Here is a 19,044-nt window from a genome sequence, read left to right on the forward strand (position 1 = left end):
CGTACCGGCCCCCGCCGGGCCCGTACACCCCTCACAGCGCCCCAGCCACCGCCCCAGCCCCTTTCAGGAGATACCGTGAACGACTTCCCCGGCAGCGGCCTCTACGACCGTATGCGCGCCGTCCAGGACATGCAGGCCCCGCAGGCCCAGTACACCGGCCCGCAGGCCGAGTCCCGCTATGTGATCCCGCGCTTCGTCGAGCGCACCTCCCAGGGCATCCGCGAGTACGACCCGTACGCGAAGCTCTTCGAGGAGCGCGTGATCTTCCTCGGCGTCCAGATCGACGACGCCTCCGCCAACGACGTCATGGCGCAGCTGCTGTGCCTGGAGTCGATGGACCCCGACCGGGACATCTCGGTCTACATCAACAGCCCCGGCGGCTCCTTCACCGCGCTGACGGCGATCTACGACACGATGCAGTTCGTCAAGCCGGACATCCAGACGGTCTGCATGGGCCAGGCGGCCTCCGCCGCGGCCGTGCTGCTGGCCGCCGGCACGCCCGGCAAGCGCATGGCGCTGCCGAACGCGCGCGTGCTGATCCACCAGCCGTACAGCGAGACCGGCCGCGGTCAGGTCTCGGACCTGGAGATCGCCGCGAACGAGATCCTGCGGATGCGCTCGCAGCTGGAGGAGATGCTGGCCAAGCACTCCACCCAGTCGATCGAGAAGATCCGCGAGGACATCGAGCGCGACAAGATCCTCACCGCCGAGGACGCGCTGGAGTACGGCCTGATCGACCAGATCATCTCGACCCGCAAGATGAACAACGCGTCGGTCCGCTGACGCGGATCGGGTAATGTACCCCGCTCCTTGGCACGGTGTGACACTGTGCGTGGCAAGGTCCACGTCAAAGTGAACCGTGCCAAGGGGGCCCGAACGGGGGGCCCGGCAAGGTACCGTCGACATAAGGCAGCACCAGGAGCCGCTGGACTCTTAGCGTCCAGGCGTCTCCCAGGCGAAGGGGAAGCACACCGTGGCACGCATCGGTGACGGCGGCGATCTGCTCAAGTGCTCGTTCTGCGGCAAGAGCCAGAAGCAGGTCAAGAAGCTCATCGCAGGCCCCGGTGTGTACATCTGCGACGAGTGCATCGATCTCTGCAACGAGATCATCGAGGAAGAGCTCGCGGAGACCAGCGAGGTGCGCTGGGAGGAGCTGCCCAAGCCGCGCGAGATCTACGAGTTCCTCGAGGGGTACGTGGTCGGCCAGGAGGCGGCGAAGAAGGCCCTCTCCGTCGCCGTCTACAACCACTACAAGCGCGTTCAGGCCGGTGAGAACGGCGGCGCCCAAGGCCGCGACGACGCCATCGAGTTGGCGAAGTCCAACATCCTGCTGCTGGGCCCCACGGGCTCCGGCAAGACCCTCCTGGCGCAGACCCTGGCGCGCATGCTGAACGTCCCGTTCGCCATCGCCGACGCGACGGCGCTGACGGAGGCGGGCTACGTCGGTGAGGACGTCGAGAACATCCTGCTGAAGTTGATCCAGGCGGCCGACTACGACGTCAAGAAGGCCGAGACCGGGATCATCTACATCGACGAGATCGACAAGGTCGCGCGAAAGAGTGAAAACCCGTCCATCACACGGGACGTGAGCGGCGAGGGCGTCCAGCAGGCCCTCCTCAAGATCCTCGAAGGGACCACGGCCTCGGTCCCGCCCCAGGGCGGCCGCAAGCACCCGCACCAGGAGTTCATCCAGATCGACACGACGAACGTGCTGTTCATCGTGGGCGGTGCCTTCGCCGGACTGGAGAAGATCATCGAGTCCCGGGCGGGCGCGAAGGGCATCGGCTTCGGCGCGACGATCCGCTCCAAGCGCGAGCTAGAGGCCAAGGACCAGTTCCAGGACGTCATGCCGGAGGACCTGGTCAAGTTCGGCATGATCCCGGAGTTCATCGGCCGCCTCCCGGTCATCACCTCCGTCCACAACCTCGACCGCGAGGCCCTGCTCCAGATCCTGGTCGAGCCGCGCAACGCCCTGGTCAAGCAGTACCAGCGCCTCTTCGAACTCGACGGCGTGGAACTCGACTTCGAGCGCGAGGCGCTGGAAGCCATCGCCGACCAGGCCATCCTCCGCCAGACCGGCGCCCGCGGCCTGCGCGCCATCATGGAGGAGGTCCTGATGTCGGTGATGTACGAGGTGCCGTCCCGCAAGGACGTCGCCCGCGTCGTCATCACGGCGGACGTCGTCCACTCCAACGTCAACCCGACCCTCATCCCGAGGGACGCGCGGGGGCGGGGGACGGGCGAGCAGAAGTCCGCGTAACACCTGACACCGCGTACGAGAAGGGGCCCCGGTCAACCGACCGGGGCCCCTTCTCGATTGCGGCGGCTGAGGCGGCGTCAGGCCTTGACGCGGATCTCGGGGCGGAGCTTCGTCGTGATGTCGACGACGACGTCCTTCGTCACGCTCTTGGTGGCGTCACTGGGAGAGATCATGACGAGGGTGCTGTAGTCGGCCCAGGCGCAGAACCAGTCGGTCTTCTCCTTCTTGGTCAGCTGGTCCTGTCCCTTGATCGACTGGCACTTCATGACCGCGCCGTCCAGATCGGCCTCTTCGGGCTCTCCGACCAGCTCGGGCTCGTTGCCGGAACCGCCGGAGTCCTCCTCTGCCGTCTTCTTGAAGTTGGTGAAGAACGTGTCGAGGGCGGTCTCGGGGTCACTGATCTCGCCGTAGACGCCGAGGAACGTGATGCCCTTGGCCGTCGCCGCGGCAGGGTCGGGCGTGGAGCTCGGGTCGCTCGGGTCGTACCCCGACAGGTCCGCCGTCGAGTACAGGCCGAACGCGGTCTTGCCGTTCTTGACACCGCTCTTCGCCAACTCCTTCTCGGAGTCGTCGCCCGCGCTCGCACCGTCGTCGGAGATCCGCTTGTACTCGGTGAGCACGGTCGCGGGCGTCGCCAGCTTGTGGGCGCCGTCGTCCTCCAGACCGCCCGCGCCGCCGCCCCCGCCGAGCACGAAGTACGCGCCCACGGCGATCGCCGCCACGACCGCCACCGCGCCGATGACGAGGCCGGTCTTCTTCTTTCCGCCGCCCGGAGCCGGCGGCGTCGGTGCGCCGTACGGGGCCTGACCGTAGGGCGGCTGCTGGCCGTAAGGGGGCTGCTGGCCGTAGGGGGGCTGCTGGCCGTACGGAGGGGTCTGCGGCGGCACGCCCTGCGGGGCCTGCTGCGGGTAGCCGTACCCCGGCTGCGGCGGGGCGGGCTGCTGGGGGTAGCCGTAGCCGGGCTGCGGTGCCTGCGGCTGCTGGCCGTAGGGGCCCGGCTGGCCGTACGGTCCGGGCTGCTGGGGCTGCCCGCCGTACGGGCCCGGCTGGTTGTAGCTCATTTCTGGGTTCCCCTCCAGATGCTTATGTGTTCACGACATCCTGGCGTAGCCACAGGAACCGCACGGCATCGGGGTGCGCACCGTTACAAAGGAATCGAGTTTCGGGACGCCCCGGTGACACCCCTAAACTGAGGCCGTGACCGAGAACGCTCAGCAGCAGCCACCAGCGCCCAACACCGAACTGCCGACCCAGTACGCGCCGGCCGACGTAGAGGGGCCGCTGTACGAGCGCTGGGTAGAGCGCGGTTACTTCGAGGCGGACGCGAAGAGCGACAAGCCGCCGTACACCATCGTCATCCCACCGCCGAACGTCACGGGCTCGCTCCACCTCGGGCACGCGTTCGAGCACACCCTCATCGACGTCCTCACCCGCCGCAAGCGGATGCAGGGCTACGAGACGCTGTGGCAGCCCGGCATGGACCACGCCGGTATCGCCACCCAGAACGTCGTCGAGCGCGAGCTCGCCAAGGAGGGCAAGTCCCGGCACGACCTGGGCCGTGAGGCGTTCGTCGAGCGGGTCTGGCAGTGGAAGGCCGAGTCCGGCGGGCAGATCTCCGGCCAGATGCGCCGCCTCGGCGACGGCGTCGCGTGGTCGCGTGAGCGGTTCACCATGGACGAGGGGCTGTCCAAGGCCGTTCAGACCATCTTCAAGCGGCTCTACGACGACGAGCTGATCTACCGCGCCGAGCGCATCATCAACTGGTGCCCCCGATGCCTGACGGCCATCTCGGACATCGAGGTCGAGTACCAGGACGACGACGGTGAGCTCGTCTCCATGAAGTACGGCGACGGGGACGACACCATCGTCGTCGCCACCACCCGTGCCGAGACCATGCTCGGTGACACCGCCGTCGCCGTTCACCCCGAGGACGAGCGGTACAGGCACCTCGTCGGCAAGCTCATCAAGCTGCCGCTGACCGACCGCTCCATCCCGGTCGTCGCCGACGAGCACGTCGACCCCGAGTTCGGCACCGGCGCCGTCAAGGTGACCCCGGCGCACGACCCGAACGACTTCGAGATCGGCCAGCGGCACAACCTGCCGGCCATCACGGTCATGGACGAGCACGCCGTCATCACCGCCCACGGCCCCTTCCAGGGCCTGGACCGGCTGGAGGCCCGCTCCGCCATCGTCGCCGCGCTGCGCGCCGAGGGCCGGATCGTCGCCGAGAAGCGCCCGTACGTCCACTCCGTCGGCCACTGCTCGCGCTGCAAGACCACCATCGAGCCGCGCCTGTCCATGCAGTGGTGGGTCAAGGTCGGCCCGCTCGCCAAGGCCGCCGGTGACGCGGTCCGCGAGGGCAAGGTCGGCATCCACCCGCAGGAGATGGAGAAGCGGTACTTCGACTGGGTCGACAACCTCCACGACTGGTGCATCTCGCGGCAGTTGTGGTGGGGCCACCGCATCCCGGTCTGGTACGGCCCGGAGGGCGAGGTCGTCTGCGTCGGCCCCGACGAGGAGCCGCCGAGCGGTGAGGGCTGGCGGCAGGACTCCGACGTCCTGGACACCTGGTTCTCGTCCGGCCTGTGGCCGTTCTCCACGCTGGGGTGGCCCGAGCAGACCGAGTCGCTCGCGAAGTTCTACCCGAACTCCGTCCTGGTCACCGGCTACGACATCCTCTTCTTCTGGGTCGCCCGGATGATGATGTTCGGCATCTACGCGATGGACGGCACCCCGCCGTTCCACACCATCGCGCTGCACGGCATGGTCCGTGACCAGAACGGCAAGAAGATGTCGAAGTCCTTCGGGAACGTCGTCAATCCGCTGGACTGGATGGACAAGTACGGCTCGGACGCGTTGCGGTTCACCCTCGCGCGCGGCGCCAACCCGGGCGTCGACGTCCCGATCGGCGAGGACTGGGTCCAGGGCTCCCGCAACTTCGCCAACAAGATCTGGAACGCCACCCGCTTCGCGCTGATGAACGGCGCGACGGTGGACGGCCCGCTGCCGGACGCGTCGAAGATGTCCTCGACGGACCGCTGGATCCTCTCCCGCCTGAACTCGGTGGTCGCCGAGGTCGACGCGTACTACGAGGACTACCAGTTCGCGAAGCTGTCCGACGCGCTGTTCCACTTCGCCTGGGACGAGGTCTTCGACTGGTACGTCGAGCTGTCGAAGACGGTGTTCCAGGCGGGCGGCGAGGCCGCCGAGGTCTCGAAGCGCGTCCTCGGCGAGGTCCTGGACGTCACCCTGCGCCTGCTGCACCCGGTGGTCCCCTTCGTCACGGAGACCCTGTGGACCACGCTGACCGGCGGCGAGTCCGTCGTCATCGCCGAGTGGCCCGAGGACAGCGGCTTCCGGGACGCCGACGCCGAGCGGGAGATCGAGACGCTCCAGTCCGTCATCACCGAGGTCCGCCGCTTCCGCGCTGACCAGGGCCTCCAGCCCGGCCAGCGGGTGCCGGCGCGCCTGAGCCTGGACGGTACGGCGCTGGCCTCGCACGAGCCGGCCATCCGCCAGCTTTTGCGCCTGCAGCCGGAGGGCGAGAGCTTCTCGGCGACGGCGACCCTGCCGGTGGCGGGCGTCGAGGTCGGCCTGGACCTCTCCGGCGTCATCGACGTCGCGGCGGAGCGCAAGCGCCTCGCCAAGGACCTCGCCGCCGCCGAGAAGGAAAAGTCCCAGGCCACGGCCAAGCTCGGCAACGAGGCGTTCCTCGCGAAGGCACCGGACCAGGTGGTGGACAAGATCCGCGGGCGCCTGGCCAAGGCGGAGGAGGACATCGCGCGGATCGCCGCGCAGCTGGAAAGGCTGCCGCAGGCGTAGCGGTCGGTACGTGGCTGAAGGCCCCGGTGCCCTGTCGGTGCCGGGGCCTTCACGTCCCCCAGGGGCGCGGGGAACTGCGCCGCCGGCCACAAACGACCGGCAGCCGAACGACAGGACAAGCCACCCACAACCTTTGTCGGTCCCGCTCCGTAGACTGGCCCCGTGAGTGAGCTCCCCCCGCGTGACCAGTCCGACCCCGGCGAGTCGTTCGACGAGATCATCGCCGCCGAAACCGAGCGCGACCCCGACCTCGCCGTGATCGAGGCCGGCAGCCGCACCCTGCGCACCCAGGGCGGCCCCCCGCAGTCCGACGTGCCGGCGCGCCCCGAGGACCCTGAGGTCGACAAGGCGCTGCGCGAGGTCGAGGCCGAGCTCGCCACCCGCTGGGGCGAGACCAAGCTGGAGCCGTCCGTCACACGCATCTCCGCGCTGATGGACGTGCTCGGCGAGCCGCAGCGGTCGTACCCCTCGATCCACATCACGGGCACGAACGGCAAGACCTCCACCGCCCGCATGATCGAGGCCCTGCTCGGCGCCTTCGAGCTGCGGACCGGGCGGTACACCTCGCCCCACGTGCAGTCCATCACCGAGCGGATCAGCCTCGACGGGGCGCCGATCCGGCCCGAGCGGTTCATCGAGACGTACCAGGACATCAAGCCGTACGTCGAGATGGTCGACGCCCAGCAGGAGTACCGGCTGTCGTTCTTCGAGGTGCTGACCGGCATGGCGTACGCCGCCTTCGCCGACGCGCCGGTCGACGTCGCCGTCGTCGAGGTGGGCATGGGCGGGAGCTGGGACGCCACCAACGTCATCGACGGTGATGTCGCCGTCGTGACGCCCATCGACCTCGATCACACCGACCGGCTCGGTGGCACCCCAGGCGAGATCGCCGGTGAGAAGGCCGGGATCATCAAGACCGGTGCCACCGTGATCATGGCCCAGCAGCCGGTGGACGCCGCCCAGGTGCTGCTGAAGAAGGCCGTGGACGTCGACGCGACCGTGGCCCGGGAGGGCCTGGAGTTCGGTGTCGTGGCGCGGCAGGTCGCCGTCGGCGGACAGTTGCTGACCCTGCGCGGGCTCGGCGGCGAGTACACCGAGGTGTATCTGCCGCTGCACGGCGCCCACCAGGCGCACAACGCGGCCGTCGCGCTCGCCGCCGTCGAGGCGTTCTTCGGCGTCGGCGCGCAGCGGGCCGAGTCGCTGGACATCGACACGGTGCGCAAGGCTTTCGCGGCCGTCGCCTCGCCGGGCCGGCTGGAGATCGTACGGCGCTCGCCCACCGTCGTCCTGGACGCCGCGCACAACCCGGCCGGCGCCCGGGCCGCGGCCGAGGCGATCGGCGAGGCCTTCCAGTTCAGCCGGCTCATCGGGGTCGTCGGCGCCAGCGGCGACAAGAACGTACGCGGGCTGCTGGAGGCCTTCGAGCCGGTGTTCGCCGAGGTCGTCGTCACGCAGAACTCCAGCCATCGCGCGATGGACGCCGACGAACTGGCGGCCATCGCTGTCGAGGTGTTCGGCGAGGAGCGGGTCCAGGTGGAGCCGCGGCTGCCGGACGCGCTGGAGGCGGCGATCACGCTGGCCGAGGAGGAGGGCGAGTTCGCGGGCGGCGGTGTGTTCGTCACCGGATCCGTCATCACCGTCGGCGAGGCCCGACTGCTGCTGGGGAAGGGCTGATTCCCACCATGCGTACGCTCTGTGCTTCCACCCTGATCGGCGAGTTCTTCGTCATCGGCTTCGCCGGTCTGGTGGCCATGAAGGATCCCGACCTGTCGATGTCGACGGTCTGGACGGTCAGCGGCATCGCGATGTTCCTGTGCCTGGTGCTGTGCGGCCTGGCGACCCGGCCGGGCGGAGTGGCCATGGGCTGGGCCCTGCAGATCGGACTCATTGCTTCCGGTTTCGTCGTCCCCACGATGTTCTTCCTGGGGGCAATGTTCGCCGCGCTGTGGTGGGCTTCCGTCCACTACGGCAGGAAGATCGACGAGGCCAAGGCCAGATTCGCCGCGCAGGCTGACACTGCGTAACGAACGCGCGGAAGCGCCCTGTAGCCTCATCACCCCGCACACCGCGTGACCCAAGAAGGAGCCCCGTCGTGACCCAGCGCACCCTCGTCCTGCTCAAGCCCGACGCCGTCCGTCGCGGCCTGACCGGCGAGATCATCAGCCGTATCGAGCGCAAGGCGGGCTGGCGGATCACCGCGCTGGAACTGCGCACCCTGGACCAGGAGACGCTGGAGCAGCACTACGGCGAGCACAAGGGCAAGCCCTTCTACGAGCCGCTGGTGGAGTTCATGTCCTCCGGCCCGGTCGTGGCGCTGATCGTCGAGGGCGAGCGGGTCATCGAGGGGCTGCGCGCGCTGGCCGGCCCGACCGACCCGATCGCCGCCGCGCCCGGTTCGATCCGCGGTGACTACGGCGTGATCGTGCGCGAGAACCTGATCCACGCCTCCGACTCGGAGGAGTCGGCCGAACGTGAGGTGAAGATCTTCTTCCCCGGCCGCGCCTGACGCGTCGCCGAAGAAGCGGAACGAATTCACCACGCGTCCTTCTGAGGGACCGTCACCTTTTCCCACCGCCTGACCTGGGACGGCCGCGAATTTCCGGTCGTCCCCCGGTGTATCCGTGCCGATCGGGGGAACGAGTGCCCCCGATGGCCCGTCTCCACAAGCGAGGCGGCGCGCCATCTGATGACAATGGCGAAGACCCTCGCGCAGTGTTCGGGAAGACGCGTCTACGATGGAAGCCTTCACGTCACAGCACCCACTTCGCCGACCTGAAAAGCCCTCAAAAGCTCCGTGGGAAGGCCAGACGAATCCTGATGGGGAACTCAATGTCGTTCATCGGCCGTGACATGGCTGTCGACCTCGGGACCGCCAACACGCTGGTGTACGTCAGGGGTCGCGGGATCGTACTCAACGAGCCGTCCGTCGTCGCCATCAACACCAACACCGGTGGCATCCTCGCGGTCGGTGCCGAAGCGAAGAAGATGATCGGGCGCACGCCCGGCAACATCGTTGCCGTACGTCCGCTGAAGGACGGCGTGATCGCCGACTTCGAGATCACCGAGCGGATGCTCCGCTACTTCATCCTGAAGATCCACAAGCGGCGGTATCTGGCTCGTCCGCGGGTCGTCGTCTGTGTGCCCTCGGGCATCACCGGCGTCGAGCGCCGTGCCGTCATCGAGGCGTCGTCCCAGGCCGGCGCCCGTCAGGTGCACATCATCGAGGAGCCCATGGCGGCCGCCATCGGCTCCGGCCTGCCGGTCCACGAGGCCACGGGCAACATGGTGGTGGACATCGGCGGCGGCACCACGGAGGTCGCGGTCATCTCCCTCGGCGGCATCGTCACCGCCCAGTCCATCCGCGTCGCGGGCGACGAGCTGGACAACGCGATCATCCAGCACATCAAGAAGGAGTACTCGCTCCTGCTGGGTGAGCGCACGGCCGAGCAGATCAAGATCACGATCGGTTCGGCGTACGACCTCGACTCCGACGAGCACACCGAAATCCGCGGCCGGGACCTGGTCTCCGGGCTGCCCAAGACCGTCGTCATCTCGGCCGCCGAAGTGCGCAAGGCGATCGAGGAGCCCGTCAACGCGATCGTGGACGCGGTGAAGACGACGCTCGACAAGTGTCCGCCGGAGCTGTCCGGCGACATCATGGACCGCGGAATCGTTCTGACCGGCGGCGGCGCGCTGCTGCGCGGCCTGGACGAGCGGCTGCGCCGCGAGACCGGTATGCCGATCCACATCGCCGAGGACCCGCTGGACAGCGTGGCGCTCGGGTCCGGCAAGTGCGTCGAGGAGTTCGAGGCGCTCCAGCAGGTGCTGGACGCCCAGCCGCGCAGATGACGTAACTCTTCGATTCCGCCGTACGAGACCATCGCCTCTCGTACGGCGGATCGTTGATATAGAGGCATAAGCTGCCACAAACAGCCCGTGGGATTCCGCGTCCGGTTTCCCTTCGGGCCAACCCGATTTCCCGGATTCCTATGAGGAAGGGCACGGCCGCCGCACGTGAGGGACACACGAGAGAGCCGGCTGCTTCTTGTGCTGCTGGTCGCCATCGCGTTCGCGTTGATCACGGTGGACATCCGCGGCGGGGAGGATTCACCGGTCGACGGTGCCCGCGGAGCCGCGGCCGCGGTCTTCGGCCCGATCGAGAACGGGGTGTCGACGGCGGTCGACCCGGTGGGCAACGCGATCGCCGCGATCCGTGACTCCGGCGAGCGGCACGACCGGCTGGCCGAACTGGAGCGGGAGAACGCCGCCCTGAAGGCGAAGCTCGGCAGCGACGACCGCAACCGCAGCCGCCTGGCCCAGCTGAACAAGATGCTGAAGGTCGCGGGTGAGGGCCAGTACGGCATCAAGGGCGCCGAGGTCATCGCCATAGGAGCGGCCCAGGGCTTCTCCTGGACCATCACCATCGACATCGGCGCGGGCGACGGCATCAAGCGGGACATGACCGTTCTCAACGGCGACGGCCTGGTCGGCCGCGTCACCACCGTCGGCCCGAACACCGCGACCGTGCTGCTGGCCAGCGACCCCGACTTCACCGTCGGCACCCGGATGGAAGGCAGCGACGAACTCGGCTTCGCCTCCGGCCAGGGCGACCGGCCGCTGCGCGTCGAACTCCTCAACGGCAAGGCCCAGATCAAGAAGGGCGACCGCCTGGTCACCTTCGGCTCGCAGGCCGACAAGCCGTTCGTGCCCGGCGTCCCCGTCGGCGTGGTCTCCCGCGTCGACCCCTCCGGCGGCGACCTGACCCGCACGCTCTACGTCACGCCGTTCGTCAGCTTCAGCAAGCTCGACATCGTCGGGGTGGTCGTCCAGACGCCCGCCAAGGACCCGCGCGACACGGTGCTGCCGGACAAGTCCAAGCCGACGCCGACTCCCACCGTGACGGTGACCGTGACGCCGGGCGCGGCGAACGCCGAGAACTCCCAGAGCACCGAGAACTCCCAGAGCACCGAGAATTCCGGGAGCACCGAGAACTCCGAGAGCTCTGAGAGCACCGAGAGTTCCGAGAATTCCGGGAGCTCCGAGGCGCCCACCGGCGGCGAGTCCCAGCAAGAGGAAGACCAGTAGGGGGAGCTGTACCCAATGCGTTTCAACCGGATCCTGCTCTCCTCAACCCTGGTCGTCGTCGCCCTGGTGCTCCAGGTGAGCGTCCTGGCCCGGCTGCACCTCCCGGGCGCCGTCCCCGACCTGGTCCTGCTCACCGTGCTCGCCTTCGCGCTGGTCTACGGCCATGTCGGCGGCGCTCTGATCGGCTTCGGCGCCGGACTCCTCGCCGACCTCGCCCCGCCCGCCGACCACGCCGCCGGCCGCTACGCGCTGGTGCTGTGCGTCATCGGCTACCTCGCGGGCCTGGTCAAGCCGGAGAACGGCCAGGTCAAGTCGGCCACCGGACCGATGGCCGTGGTGGTCGCCGCCGCGATCGGCAGCACCCTGCTGTACGCCGGGGTAGGTGCCCTCGTCGGCGACACCGCCGCCCGCCATGTCGGCCTGACCGGCCTGCTGTTCACGGCCGCCCTGTACGACCTGCTGCTCGCCCCCTTCGTCGTCCCCGGCCTGATGGCGCTCGCCCGGCGCGCGGACAACGACCCGGTGGAGGCCAGCTCCTCGGCCAAGGCGACCGACATCTCCTCCGGCTGGCTCTCCGCCGGCACCGGACTGCGCATCGGCGGCCAGCGCGGCGGGCTCGGCAGCCTGAAGGTGAAGGCGGCCAGAGCGCGGGTGGCGCGGGCCGGGCGCATCAAGGGGGTCAAGCGGCTGTGAGCGCAGGGCAGTTCACCCGAACGGGGGAGCTCAGGCGGAACCCGGCCTCGTCGACCGGCCGTTCATCATTCGTACCCGCACACGCGTACGCGCTCTGAGAGGGGGAGGCAGCCGCAGTGACCAACATTCCCGAGACCGGACGGACCCCACGCGTCCAGACCAGGCTCGTCGTCATCCAGATCCTCGTCCTCTCCCTCCTGGCCACCCTCGGCGGCCGCCTGTGGTACCTCCAGATCCGCGAGGGCCACGCGTACGCCAAGGAGGCCTCCGGCAACCACGTCCAGCAGGTCGTCCAGCCCGCCGTGCGCGGCTCGATCCTGGACGCGCGCGGAGTGGCGCTCGCCGACAACGAGACACGGCTGGTGGTGTCCGCCTCCCGGACCGACCTGCTGAAGATGAAGGACGACGGCAAGGGCGTCCTCACCAAACTCGCGGGCGTGCTGAACATGACGCCCAAGGAGGTCATGGAGAAGGTCCGGCTGTGCGACGCCGAAACGCCGCAGCCGTGCTGGAACGGCTCGCCGTACCAGCCGATCCCCATCACCGACGAGGCCACCCCGCGCCAGGCCCTGCAGATCCGCGAGCGCGCCGAGGACTTCCCCGGCATCACCGCCGAGCCGCAGGCCGTCCGCCGCTACCCGAGCCCCGGCGCGGCCAACACCGCCCAGGTGCTCGGCTACCTCTCCCCGGTCACCGACCAGGAGATCCAGCAGGCCCAGAACACCAACTCGCCGTACCTGCGCTCCGACATGGTCGGCCGCAGCGGCCTGGAGCGCACGTACGACAAGGAGCTGCGCGGCAAGGCCGGCGTCACCCGCTACGAGGTGGACAACCTCGGCCGGGTCATCGGCCAGGCCGAGTCGGACGCCGCCGAGCCCGGCTCCAACCTCGTCACCAGCATCGACGCGCGCGTACAGCGGGTCGCCGAGTTCGAGCTGAACGAGGCGATGAAGGTCGCCCGCCAGCAGTGGGACCGCAACACCAACGAGCGCTACAAGGCCGACTCCGGCGCGGTGGTGGTGATGGAGGCCAAGACGGGCCGCATCGTCGCCATGGCGTCCAACCCGACGTACGACCCCAACGCCTGGGTCGGCGGCATCTCCGCCAAGGACTACGCCCAGCTGACCGGCAAGAAGTCCAACTACCCGCTGCTCAACCGGGCCATACAGGGTCAGGCTGCCCCCGGCTCGATCTTCAAGGTGGTCTCCACCGCGGCCGCCGTCCGGGCGGGCTACGACTTCGACGGCCGGTACAACTGCTCCAGCGCCTACTCGGTCGGTGGCCAGGTCTTCAAGAACTTCGAGTCGCAGAACCACGGCCCGATCAGCCTCGGCCGCGCCCTGGAGGTCTCCTGCGACACCGTCTACTACGCCCTCGCGCACAGCGAGTGGAAGAAGGACGGCGGCATCAACCCCAAGGGCAAGCCGAAGGACCACTTCTTCAAGGCCGCCCACGCGTTCGGCCTCGGCAAGGAGACCGGCATCGACCTGCCCAACGAGGTCACCGGCCGGGTCCCCGACCGCGAGTGGAAGCAGGAGTACTGGGAGGCCAACAAGGACGCCTGGTGCAAGACCGGCAAGAAGGACGGGGACTACGTCCAGCGGATCTCCTACGAGAACTGCCTCGAAGGCAACAAGATGCGCGCCGGTGACGAGATCAACTACTCCATCGGCCAGGGCGACACGCTGGTGACGCCGATTCAGATGGCCACCATCTACGGGGCCATCGCCAACGGCGGCACGCTCTACGACCCGACCGTCGGCAAGGCGATCATCAGCGCCGACGGCAAGCAGGTCAGCGAGATCAAGCCCCAGTCGCACGGCAGGCTGCCGGTCACGCGGCAGACGCTGGCCCAGATGGACGAGGCGCTGGAGGGCGTCGCCACCCGGGGTACGGCGGCGTGGCGGTTCGGCGGCTGGCCGCAGGACAAGATCCCGATGCACGCCAAGACCGGTACGGCGGAGGTCTACGGCAAGCAGACCACCTCGTGGTTCGCGACGTACACCGACGACTACGCGATCGTGATGACGATCTCCCAGGGTGGTACGGGATCCGGCGCCTCGGGTCCGGCCGTGCGCAACATCTACGACGCGCTGTACGGCGTCTCCGACGACGGCACCATCAACAAGAAGAACGCCCTGCTGCCCACCCCGCAGAAGAGCCTGCCGAAGATCCAGGCCGACGGCTCGATCATCGCGCCGAAGATCCCCAAGGACCCGGCGAAGGAACAGCAGGCCAGCCAGAAGGCCCCGGAGGACGAGGGCGGGACGGTGCAGACGGCGGCGACTGTGCAGGCGTCGCCGGAAGCCAACCGGGACACACGCCGGCGGCAGCGCCGCCGGGGCCGCGGTGGCCGCCGAGGCACGCTCAGCCGAAGGATGCTCACATGACGGGCGCGAACAGCTTCCAGGTCTCCGGATACGGGCCCGAACGCGCGGGCTGGACCCGGCTGTTCGCCCGTGACTCGCTGGCCCGGCGGCTCGACTGGCCGATACTGCTGTCGGCCCTGGCGCTGTCCCTGATCGGCGCGGTGCTGGTGTACTCGGCGACCCGCAACCGCACCGACATCAACCAGGGCGACCCGTACTACTTCCTGGTGCGGCACCTGCTGAACACCGGCATCGGCTTCGCGCTGATGATCGGCACGGTCTGGCTCGGCCACCGCACCCTGCGCGGCGCGGTGCCGATCCTGTACGGGGCGTCGGTCTTCCTGGTGCTGCTGGTGCTGACCCCGCTCGGCACCACGGTCAACGGCGCCCACTCGTGGATCGCGGTCGGCGGCGGATTCTCGCTGCAGCCCTCGGAGTTCGTGAAGGTCACGATCATCCTCGGCATGGCGATGCTGCTGGCGGCCCGGGTGGACGCGGGCGACAAGCCGTACCCGGACCATCGCACGGTCGTGCAGGCGCTCGGCCTGGCCACGGTGCCGATGCTGATCGTGATGCTGATGCCCGACCTCGGGTCGGTCATGGTGATGGTGGTGATCGTGCTGGGCGTGCTGCTGGCGTCCGGCGCGTCGAACCGGTGGGTGTTCGGACTGCTGGGCGCGGGCGCCATGGGAGCGGTGGCCGTCTGGCAGCTGCACATCCTCGACGATTACCAGATCAATCGCTTCGCCGCGTTCGCCAACCCGGACCTCGACCCGGCGGGCGTCGGCTACAACACCAACCAGGCCCGCATCGCCATCGGTTCGGGCGGGCTCACGGGATCGGGCCTGTTCCAGGGCTCGCAGACCACCGGGCAGTTCGTGCCGGAGCAGCAGACGGACTTCGTGTTCACCGTCGCGGGCGAGGAACTCGGCTTCATCGGCGGCGGGCTGATAATCCTCCTGCTGGGCGTGGTGCTGTGGCGGGCCTGCCGGATCGCGCTGGAGACGACCGAGCTGTACGGCACGATCGTCGCGGCCGGGATCGTGGCCTGGTTCGCCTTCCAGTCCTTCGAGAACATCGGGATGACCCTGGGGATCATGCCGGTCACCGGTCTGCCGCTGCCGTTCGTGTCCTACGGCGGATCGTCGATGTTCGCGGTCTGGGTGGCGGTCGGCCTGTTGCAGTCGATCCGGGTGCAGAGACCCATGTCGGCGTGAGGTTTCTCCCGAATTAACCTTCTGGTCGCCCTGCCGTTGTACCCCGACTCCCACTAGATTCGGTTCATGGCGGATACGAAGCGTGAGATCGAGCGCAAGTACGAGTCCGACGACAGTGGGCTGCCCGACCTGACCGGCGTCGCCGGAGTGGCGGCCGTCCTCGACCAGGGCGTCGCCGAGCTGGACGCCACCTACTACGACACCGCCGACGAGCGCCTGGCGGCCTCCTCGATCACCCTGCGCCGCCGCACCGGCGGCACGGACGCCGGATGGCATCTGAAGTTCCCGGTCGCGAGCGGGGTGCGGGACGAGATCAGCGCCCCGCTGTCCGACACGGTGCCGTCCACGCTCGGCGCGCTCGTCCGCTCCCGAGTGCGCGACGACAAGCTGGCACCCGTGGTGCGGCTGCGCTCGACGCGCGACATCCGCCATCTGGTGGACGTCGACGGGCGGCTGCTCGCCGAGGTCAGTGTGGACGCCGTGCGGGCCGAGCGGCTCACCGGGGCCGGTGGGAAAGCCGAGTGGACCGAGATCGAGGTGGAGCTCGCCGACGGCGGCGATCCGGCGTTCCTCGACAAGGTCGAGAAGCGACTGCGCAAGGCCGGCGTGCGGCCCGCCGAGTCCGCCTCGAAGCTGGCCCGGGCCCTGGCCGAGACCAGCGGCAAGGGACAGCCCCGGAAGGAGGACCGGGCCGCGCCGGTCACCGCCGGTGACCATGTGCTGGCGTATCTGCGGGCCCAGCGGGACGTGATCGTCGAGCTGGATCCGGCCGTGCGCCGGGACGTGGAGGACTCGGTGCACCGCATGCGGGTCGCCACCCGTCGGACGCGCAGCACCTTCAAGTCGTACCGCAAGATCCTCGACCGGGCCGTCACCGACCCGATCGGCGACGAGCTGAAGTGGCTGGCGGGCGAGCTGGGCGCGGGCCGCGACCAGGAGGTGCTGGCCGAGCGGATCGGCGGCATCGTCGAGGAACTGCCGCCCGGCCTGGTCGTCGGGCCCGTCCGCAACCGGCTGCGCACCTGGGCGAAGGCGCGGGGCGGGGACTCACGCCGGCAGATCATCGACGTACTGAACGGACAGCGCTATCTCGCGCTGCTGACCTCGCTGGACGCCCTGCTCGCCGACCCGCCGCTGCGTCCGGCGGCGGCCGGGAAGCCGTCGAAGGTCCTCGCCAAGGCCGTGGACAAGGCGTACGACGTGCTGGCCGGGCTGGTCGAGCAGGCCCTCGCCACCCCACCCGGACACGACCGTGACGTGGCGACGCACGAGGCCCGCAAGAAGGCCAAGCGGGCGCGCTACGCGGCGGAGGCGGCGGCCCCCGCGCTCGGGAAGCCGGCGTCGAAGCTGGTGTCGTCGCTGAAGGACCTGCAGGGCCTGCTCGGTGAGCACCAGGACAGCGTGATGAGCCGGGAGGCGCTGAAGGAACTGGCCGAGCAGGCGCACGCCGCCGGGGAGAACGCGTTCACCTACGGCCTGGTGTACGGGCGGGAGGAGCAGCGGGCGGCCGCGGTGGAGGCGGAGCTGCCGGGAGTGTGGAAGGGGATGAAGGGCACGGCCGGGATCTGAGCGTGCGGACGGGGGCTCCGGCCGCGTTAGGCTTGATGGTCACCCCTGTCAGCTCACGAAAGTCCCGCGATGTCTGTCGAGTCGGTTTTCCCGCAGCTCGAAGCCCTGCTCCCGCATGTGCAGAAGCCGATCCAGTACGTCGGTGGAGAGCTCAACTCCACCGTCAAGGACTGGGACGCCTGTGATGTCCGCTGGGCGCTCATGTACCCGGACGCGTACGAGGTGGGGCTGCCCAACCAGGGCGTCATGATCCTCTACGAGGTCCTCAACGAGCGTGAGGGCGTCCTCGCCGAGCGGACCTACAGCGTGTGGCCGGACCTGGAGGCGCTGATGCGGGAGCACGGCGTCCCGCAGTTCACCGTGGACAGCCACCGCCCGGTGAAGGCGTTCGACGTGCTCGGCGTCAGCTTCTCCACGGAGCTGGGCTACACGAACCTGCTGACGGCGCTGGACCTGTCCGGAATCCCGCTGGAGGCCAAGGACCGCACGGTCGACGACCCCATCGTCATGGCCGGCGGCCACGCGGCCTTCAACCCCGAGCCGATCGCCGACTTCATCGACTGCGCGGTGATCGGCGACGGCGAGCAGGCCGTCCTGGAGGTCACCGACATCATCCGCGCCTGGAAGGCGGAGGGCCGCCCGGGCGGCCGCGAGGAACTGCTGTTCCGGCTGGCCAGGACCGGCGGGGTGTACGTCCCCGGCTTCTACGACGTGGAGTACCTGCCGGACGGCCGCATCGGCCGTGTCGTACCGAACAAGTCGGGCGTCCCGTGGCGCGTGTCCAAGCACACCGTCATGGACCTCGACGAGTGGCCGTACCCCAAGCAGCCGCTGGTGCCGCTGGCGGAGACGGTCCACGAGCGGATGTCCGTCGAGATCTTCCGCGGCTGCACGCGCGGCTGCCGTTTCTGCCAGGCCGGCATGATCACGCGCCCCGTGCGCGAGCGCTCCATCACCGGCATCGGCGACATGGTCGACAAGGGCCTGAAGGCGACCGGCTTCGAGGAGGTCGGCCTGCTGTCCCTCTCCTCGGCCGACCACTCCGAGATCGGCGACATCGCCAAGGGCCTGGCCGACCGCTACACGGACGACAAGATCGGCCTCTCGCTGCCCTCGACCCGTGTGGACGCCTTCAACATCGACCTGGCCAACGAGCTGACCAGGAACGGCCGCCGCTCCGGCCTGACCTTCGCCCCCGAAGGCGGCAGCGAGCGCATCCGCAAGGTCATCAACAAGATGGTCTCGGAAGAGGACCTGATCCGGACGGTCGCGACCGCGTACGGCAACGGCTGGCGCCAGGTGAAGCTGTACTTCATGTGCGGCCTGCCGACCGAGACCGACGACGACGTCCTCCAGATCGCCGACATGGCGACCCACGTCATCCAGAAGGGCCGCGAGGTCTCCGGCTCCAACGACATCCGCTGCACGGTCTCGATCGGCGGCTTCGTCCCGAAGCCCCACACCCCGTTCCAGTGGGCCCCGCAGCTGTCCGCCGAGGAGACGGACGCCCGCCTGGCCAAACTCCGGGACAAGATCCGCGGCGACAAGAAGTACGGCCGCTCCATCGGCTTCCGCTACCACGACGGCAAGCCCGGCATCGTCGAGGGTCTGCTCTCCCGCGGTGACCGCCGGATCGGCGCGGTCATCCGCGCGGTGTACGAGGACGGCGGCCGCTTCGACGGCTGGCGCGAGCACTTCTCGTACGACCGCTGGATGGACTGCGCGGACAAGGCGCTGGCCCAGTTCGGCGTGGACGTCGACTGGTACACCACCCGCGAGCGCACGTACGAGGAGGTCCTGCCCTGGGACCACCTCGACTCCGGCCTCGACAAGGACTGGCTGTGGGAGGACTGGCAGGACTCCCTCGACGAGACCGAGGTCGAGGACTGCCGGTGGACGCCGTGCTTCGACTGCGGGGTGTGTCCGCAGATGGACACGCAGATCCAAATCGGCCCGACCGGGAAGAAGCTGCTGCCGCTGACGGTCAAGAATGCCGCGCCAGCGCCGAGCGGGCTCGGGCACTGAGGTG

At 69.1% G+C, this 19,044-nt stretch carries 14 protein-coding genes; 13 read left to right on the forward strand and 1 reads right to left on the reverse strand.

Annotated elements, in window-relative coordinates:
• Positions 1 to 75 precede the first annotated feature (75 nt).
• A complete protein-coding gene (locus I2W78_RS26340) occupies positions 76 to 783 on the forward strand; it encodes an ATP-dependent Clp protease proteolytic subunit (protein ID WP_307783791.1) in 708 nt (235 codons plus the stop codon).
• 190 nt (positions 784 to 973) lie between these two features.
• A complete protein-coding gene (gene clpX, locus I2W78_RS26345) occupies positions 974 to 2,260 on the forward strand; it encodes an ATP-dependent Clp protease ATP-binding subunit ClpX (RefSeq protein WP_196462744.1) in 1,287 nt (428 codons plus the stop codon).
• A 77-nt stretch (positions 2,261 to 2,337) separates the two neighbouring features.
• Here clpX and I2W78_RS26350 read toward each other — a convergent pair whose 3' ends face one another.
• Positions 2,338 to 3,321: a hypothetical protein gene (locus tag I2W78_RS26350; RefSeq protein ID WP_196462745.1), complete on the reverse strand. Its 984-nt coding sequence runs from the start codon at positions 3,319 to 3,321 to the stop codon at positions 2,338 to 2,340.
• Between the two features lie 136 nt (positions 3,322 to 3,457).
• On the opposite strand from I2W78_RS26350, the gene I2W78_RS26355 reads away from it, so the two are divergent.
• The 11 genes from I2W78_RS26355 to I2W78_RS26405 all read left to right on the forward strand — a co-directional run bounded on the left by I2W78_RS26355 (position 3,458) and on the right by I2W78_RS26405 (position 19,040).
• Complete coding sequence (locus I2W78_RS26355; protein ID WP_196462746.1) at positions 3,458 to 6,082, forward strand: valine--tRNA ligase; 2,625 nt, start codon at positions 3,458 to 3,460, stop codon at positions 6,080 to 6,082.
• 162 nt (positions 6,083 to 6,244) lie between these two features.
• Entirely contained in the window at positions 6,245 to 7,756 is a 1,512-nt protein-coding gene (folC, locus tag I2W78_RS26360; RefSeq protein WP_196462747.1) for a bifunctional tetrahydrofolate synthase/dihydrofolate synthase, read from the forward strand.
• An 8-nt stretch (positions 7,757 to 7,764) separates the two neighbouring features.
• The gene (locus I2W78_RS26365) at positions 7,765 to 8,106 is read left to right on the forward strand and encodes a DUF4233 domain-containing protein (protein WP_196462748.1); all 342 of its coding nucleotides are present in this window, start codon (positions 7,765 to 7,767) and stop codon (positions 8,104 to 8,106) included.
• A 68-nt stretch (positions 8,107 to 8,174) separates the two neighbouring features.
• Positions 8,175 to 8,588 (forward strand): nucleoside-diphosphate kinase, encoded by a 414-nt coding sequence (ndk, locus tag I2W78_RS26370; protein WP_196462749.1) that lies wholly within the window; start codon positions 8,175 to 8,177, stop codon positions 8,586 to 8,588.
• A 323-nt stretch (positions 8,589 to 8,911) separates the two neighbouring features.
• Positions 8,912 to 9,931, forward strand: coding sequence for a rod shape-determining protein (locus I2W78_RS26375; protein ID WP_004001297.1), 1,020 nt, complete (start codon positions 8,912 to 8,914; stop codon positions 9,929 to 9,931).
• A gap of 165 nt (positions 9,932 to 10,096) precedes the next feature.
• Positions 10,097 to 11,167 (forward strand): rod shape-determining protein MreC, encoded by a 1,071-nt coding sequence (mreC, locus tag I2W78_RS26380; RefSeq protein WP_196462750.1) that lies wholly within the window; start codon positions 10,097 to 10,099, stop codon positions 11,165 to 11,167.
• 15 nt (positions 11,168 to 11,182) lie between these two features.
• Positions 11,183 to 11,860, forward strand: a complete 678-nt coding sequence (gene mreD, locus I2W78_RS26385) for a rod shape-determining protein MreD (protein ID WP_196462751.1) — start codon at positions 11,183 to 11,185, stop codon at positions 11,858 to 11,860.
• Positions 11,861 to 11,976: 116 nt separating this feature from the next.
• Positions 11,977 to 14,250, forward strand: a complete 2,274-nt coding sequence (gene mrdA / locus I2W78_RS26390; protein WP_196462752.1) for a penicillin-binding protein 2 — start codon at positions 11,977 to 11,979, stop codon at positions 14,248 to 14,250.
• Positions 14,247 to 15,446, forward strand: coding sequence for a rod shape-determining protein RodA (rodA, locus tag I2W78_RS26395; RefSeq protein ID WP_196462753.1), 1,200 nt, complete (start codon positions 14,247 to 14,249; stop codon positions 15,444 to 15,446). Before mrdA ends, rodA begins: the two co-directional genes overlap by 4 nt.
• A 66-nt stretch (positions 15,447 to 15,512) precedes the next feature.
• Positions 15,513 to 17,015, forward strand: coding sequence for a CYTH and CHAD domain-containing protein (locus I2W78_RS26400; RefSeq protein WP_196462754.1), 1,503 nt, complete (start codon positions 15,513 to 15,515; stop codon positions 17,013 to 17,015).
• Positions 17,016 to 17,084: 69 nt separating this feature from the next.
• The gene (locus tag I2W78_RS26405; protein ID WP_196462755.1) at positions 17,085 to 19,040 is read left to right on the forward strand and encodes a TIGR03960 family B12-binding radical SAM protein; all 1,956 of its coding nucleotides are present in this window, start codon (positions 17,085 to 17,087) and stop codon (positions 19,038 to 19,040) included.
• Positions 19,041 to 19,044: the final 4 nt, after the last annotated feature.

Source organism: Streptomyces spinoverrucosus (assembly GCF_015712165.1).
Lineage (GTDB): Bacteria > Actinomycetota > Actinomycetes > Streptomycetales > Streptomycetaceae > Streptomyces > Streptomyces spinoverrucosus_A.

Bases quoted from the DNA above. Each gene is read 5' to 3' on its own strand.
- I2W78_RS26365 (WP_196462748.1), top strand. From the start codon at position 7,765: ATGCGTACGCTCTGTGCTTCCACCCTGATCGGCGAGTTCTTCGTCATC.
- mreD (WP_196462751.1), top strand. From the start codon at position 11,183: ATGCGTTTCAACCGGATCCTGCTCTCCTCAACCCTGGTCGTCGTCGCC.
- I2W78_RS26405 (WP_196462755.1), top strand. From the start codon at position 17,085: ATGTCTGTCGAGTCGGTTTTCCCGCAGCTCGAAGCCCTGCTCCCGCAT.
- I2W78_RS26375 (WP_004001297.1), top strand. From the start codon at position 8,912: ATGTCGTTCATCGGCCGTGACATGGCTGTCGACCTCGGGACCGCCAAC.
- I2W78_RS26350 (WP_196462745.1), bottom strand. From the start codon at position 3,321: ATGAGCTACAACCAGCCGGGCCCGTACGGCGGGCAGCCCCAGCAGCCC.
- I2W78_RS26400 (WP_196462754.1), top strand. From the start codon at position 15,513: ATGGCGGATACGAAGCGTGAGATCGAGCGCAAGTACGAGTCCGACGAC.
- rodA (WP_196462753.1), top strand. From the start codon at position 14,247: ATGACGGGCGCGAACAGCTTCCAGGTCTCCGGATACGGGCCCGAACGC.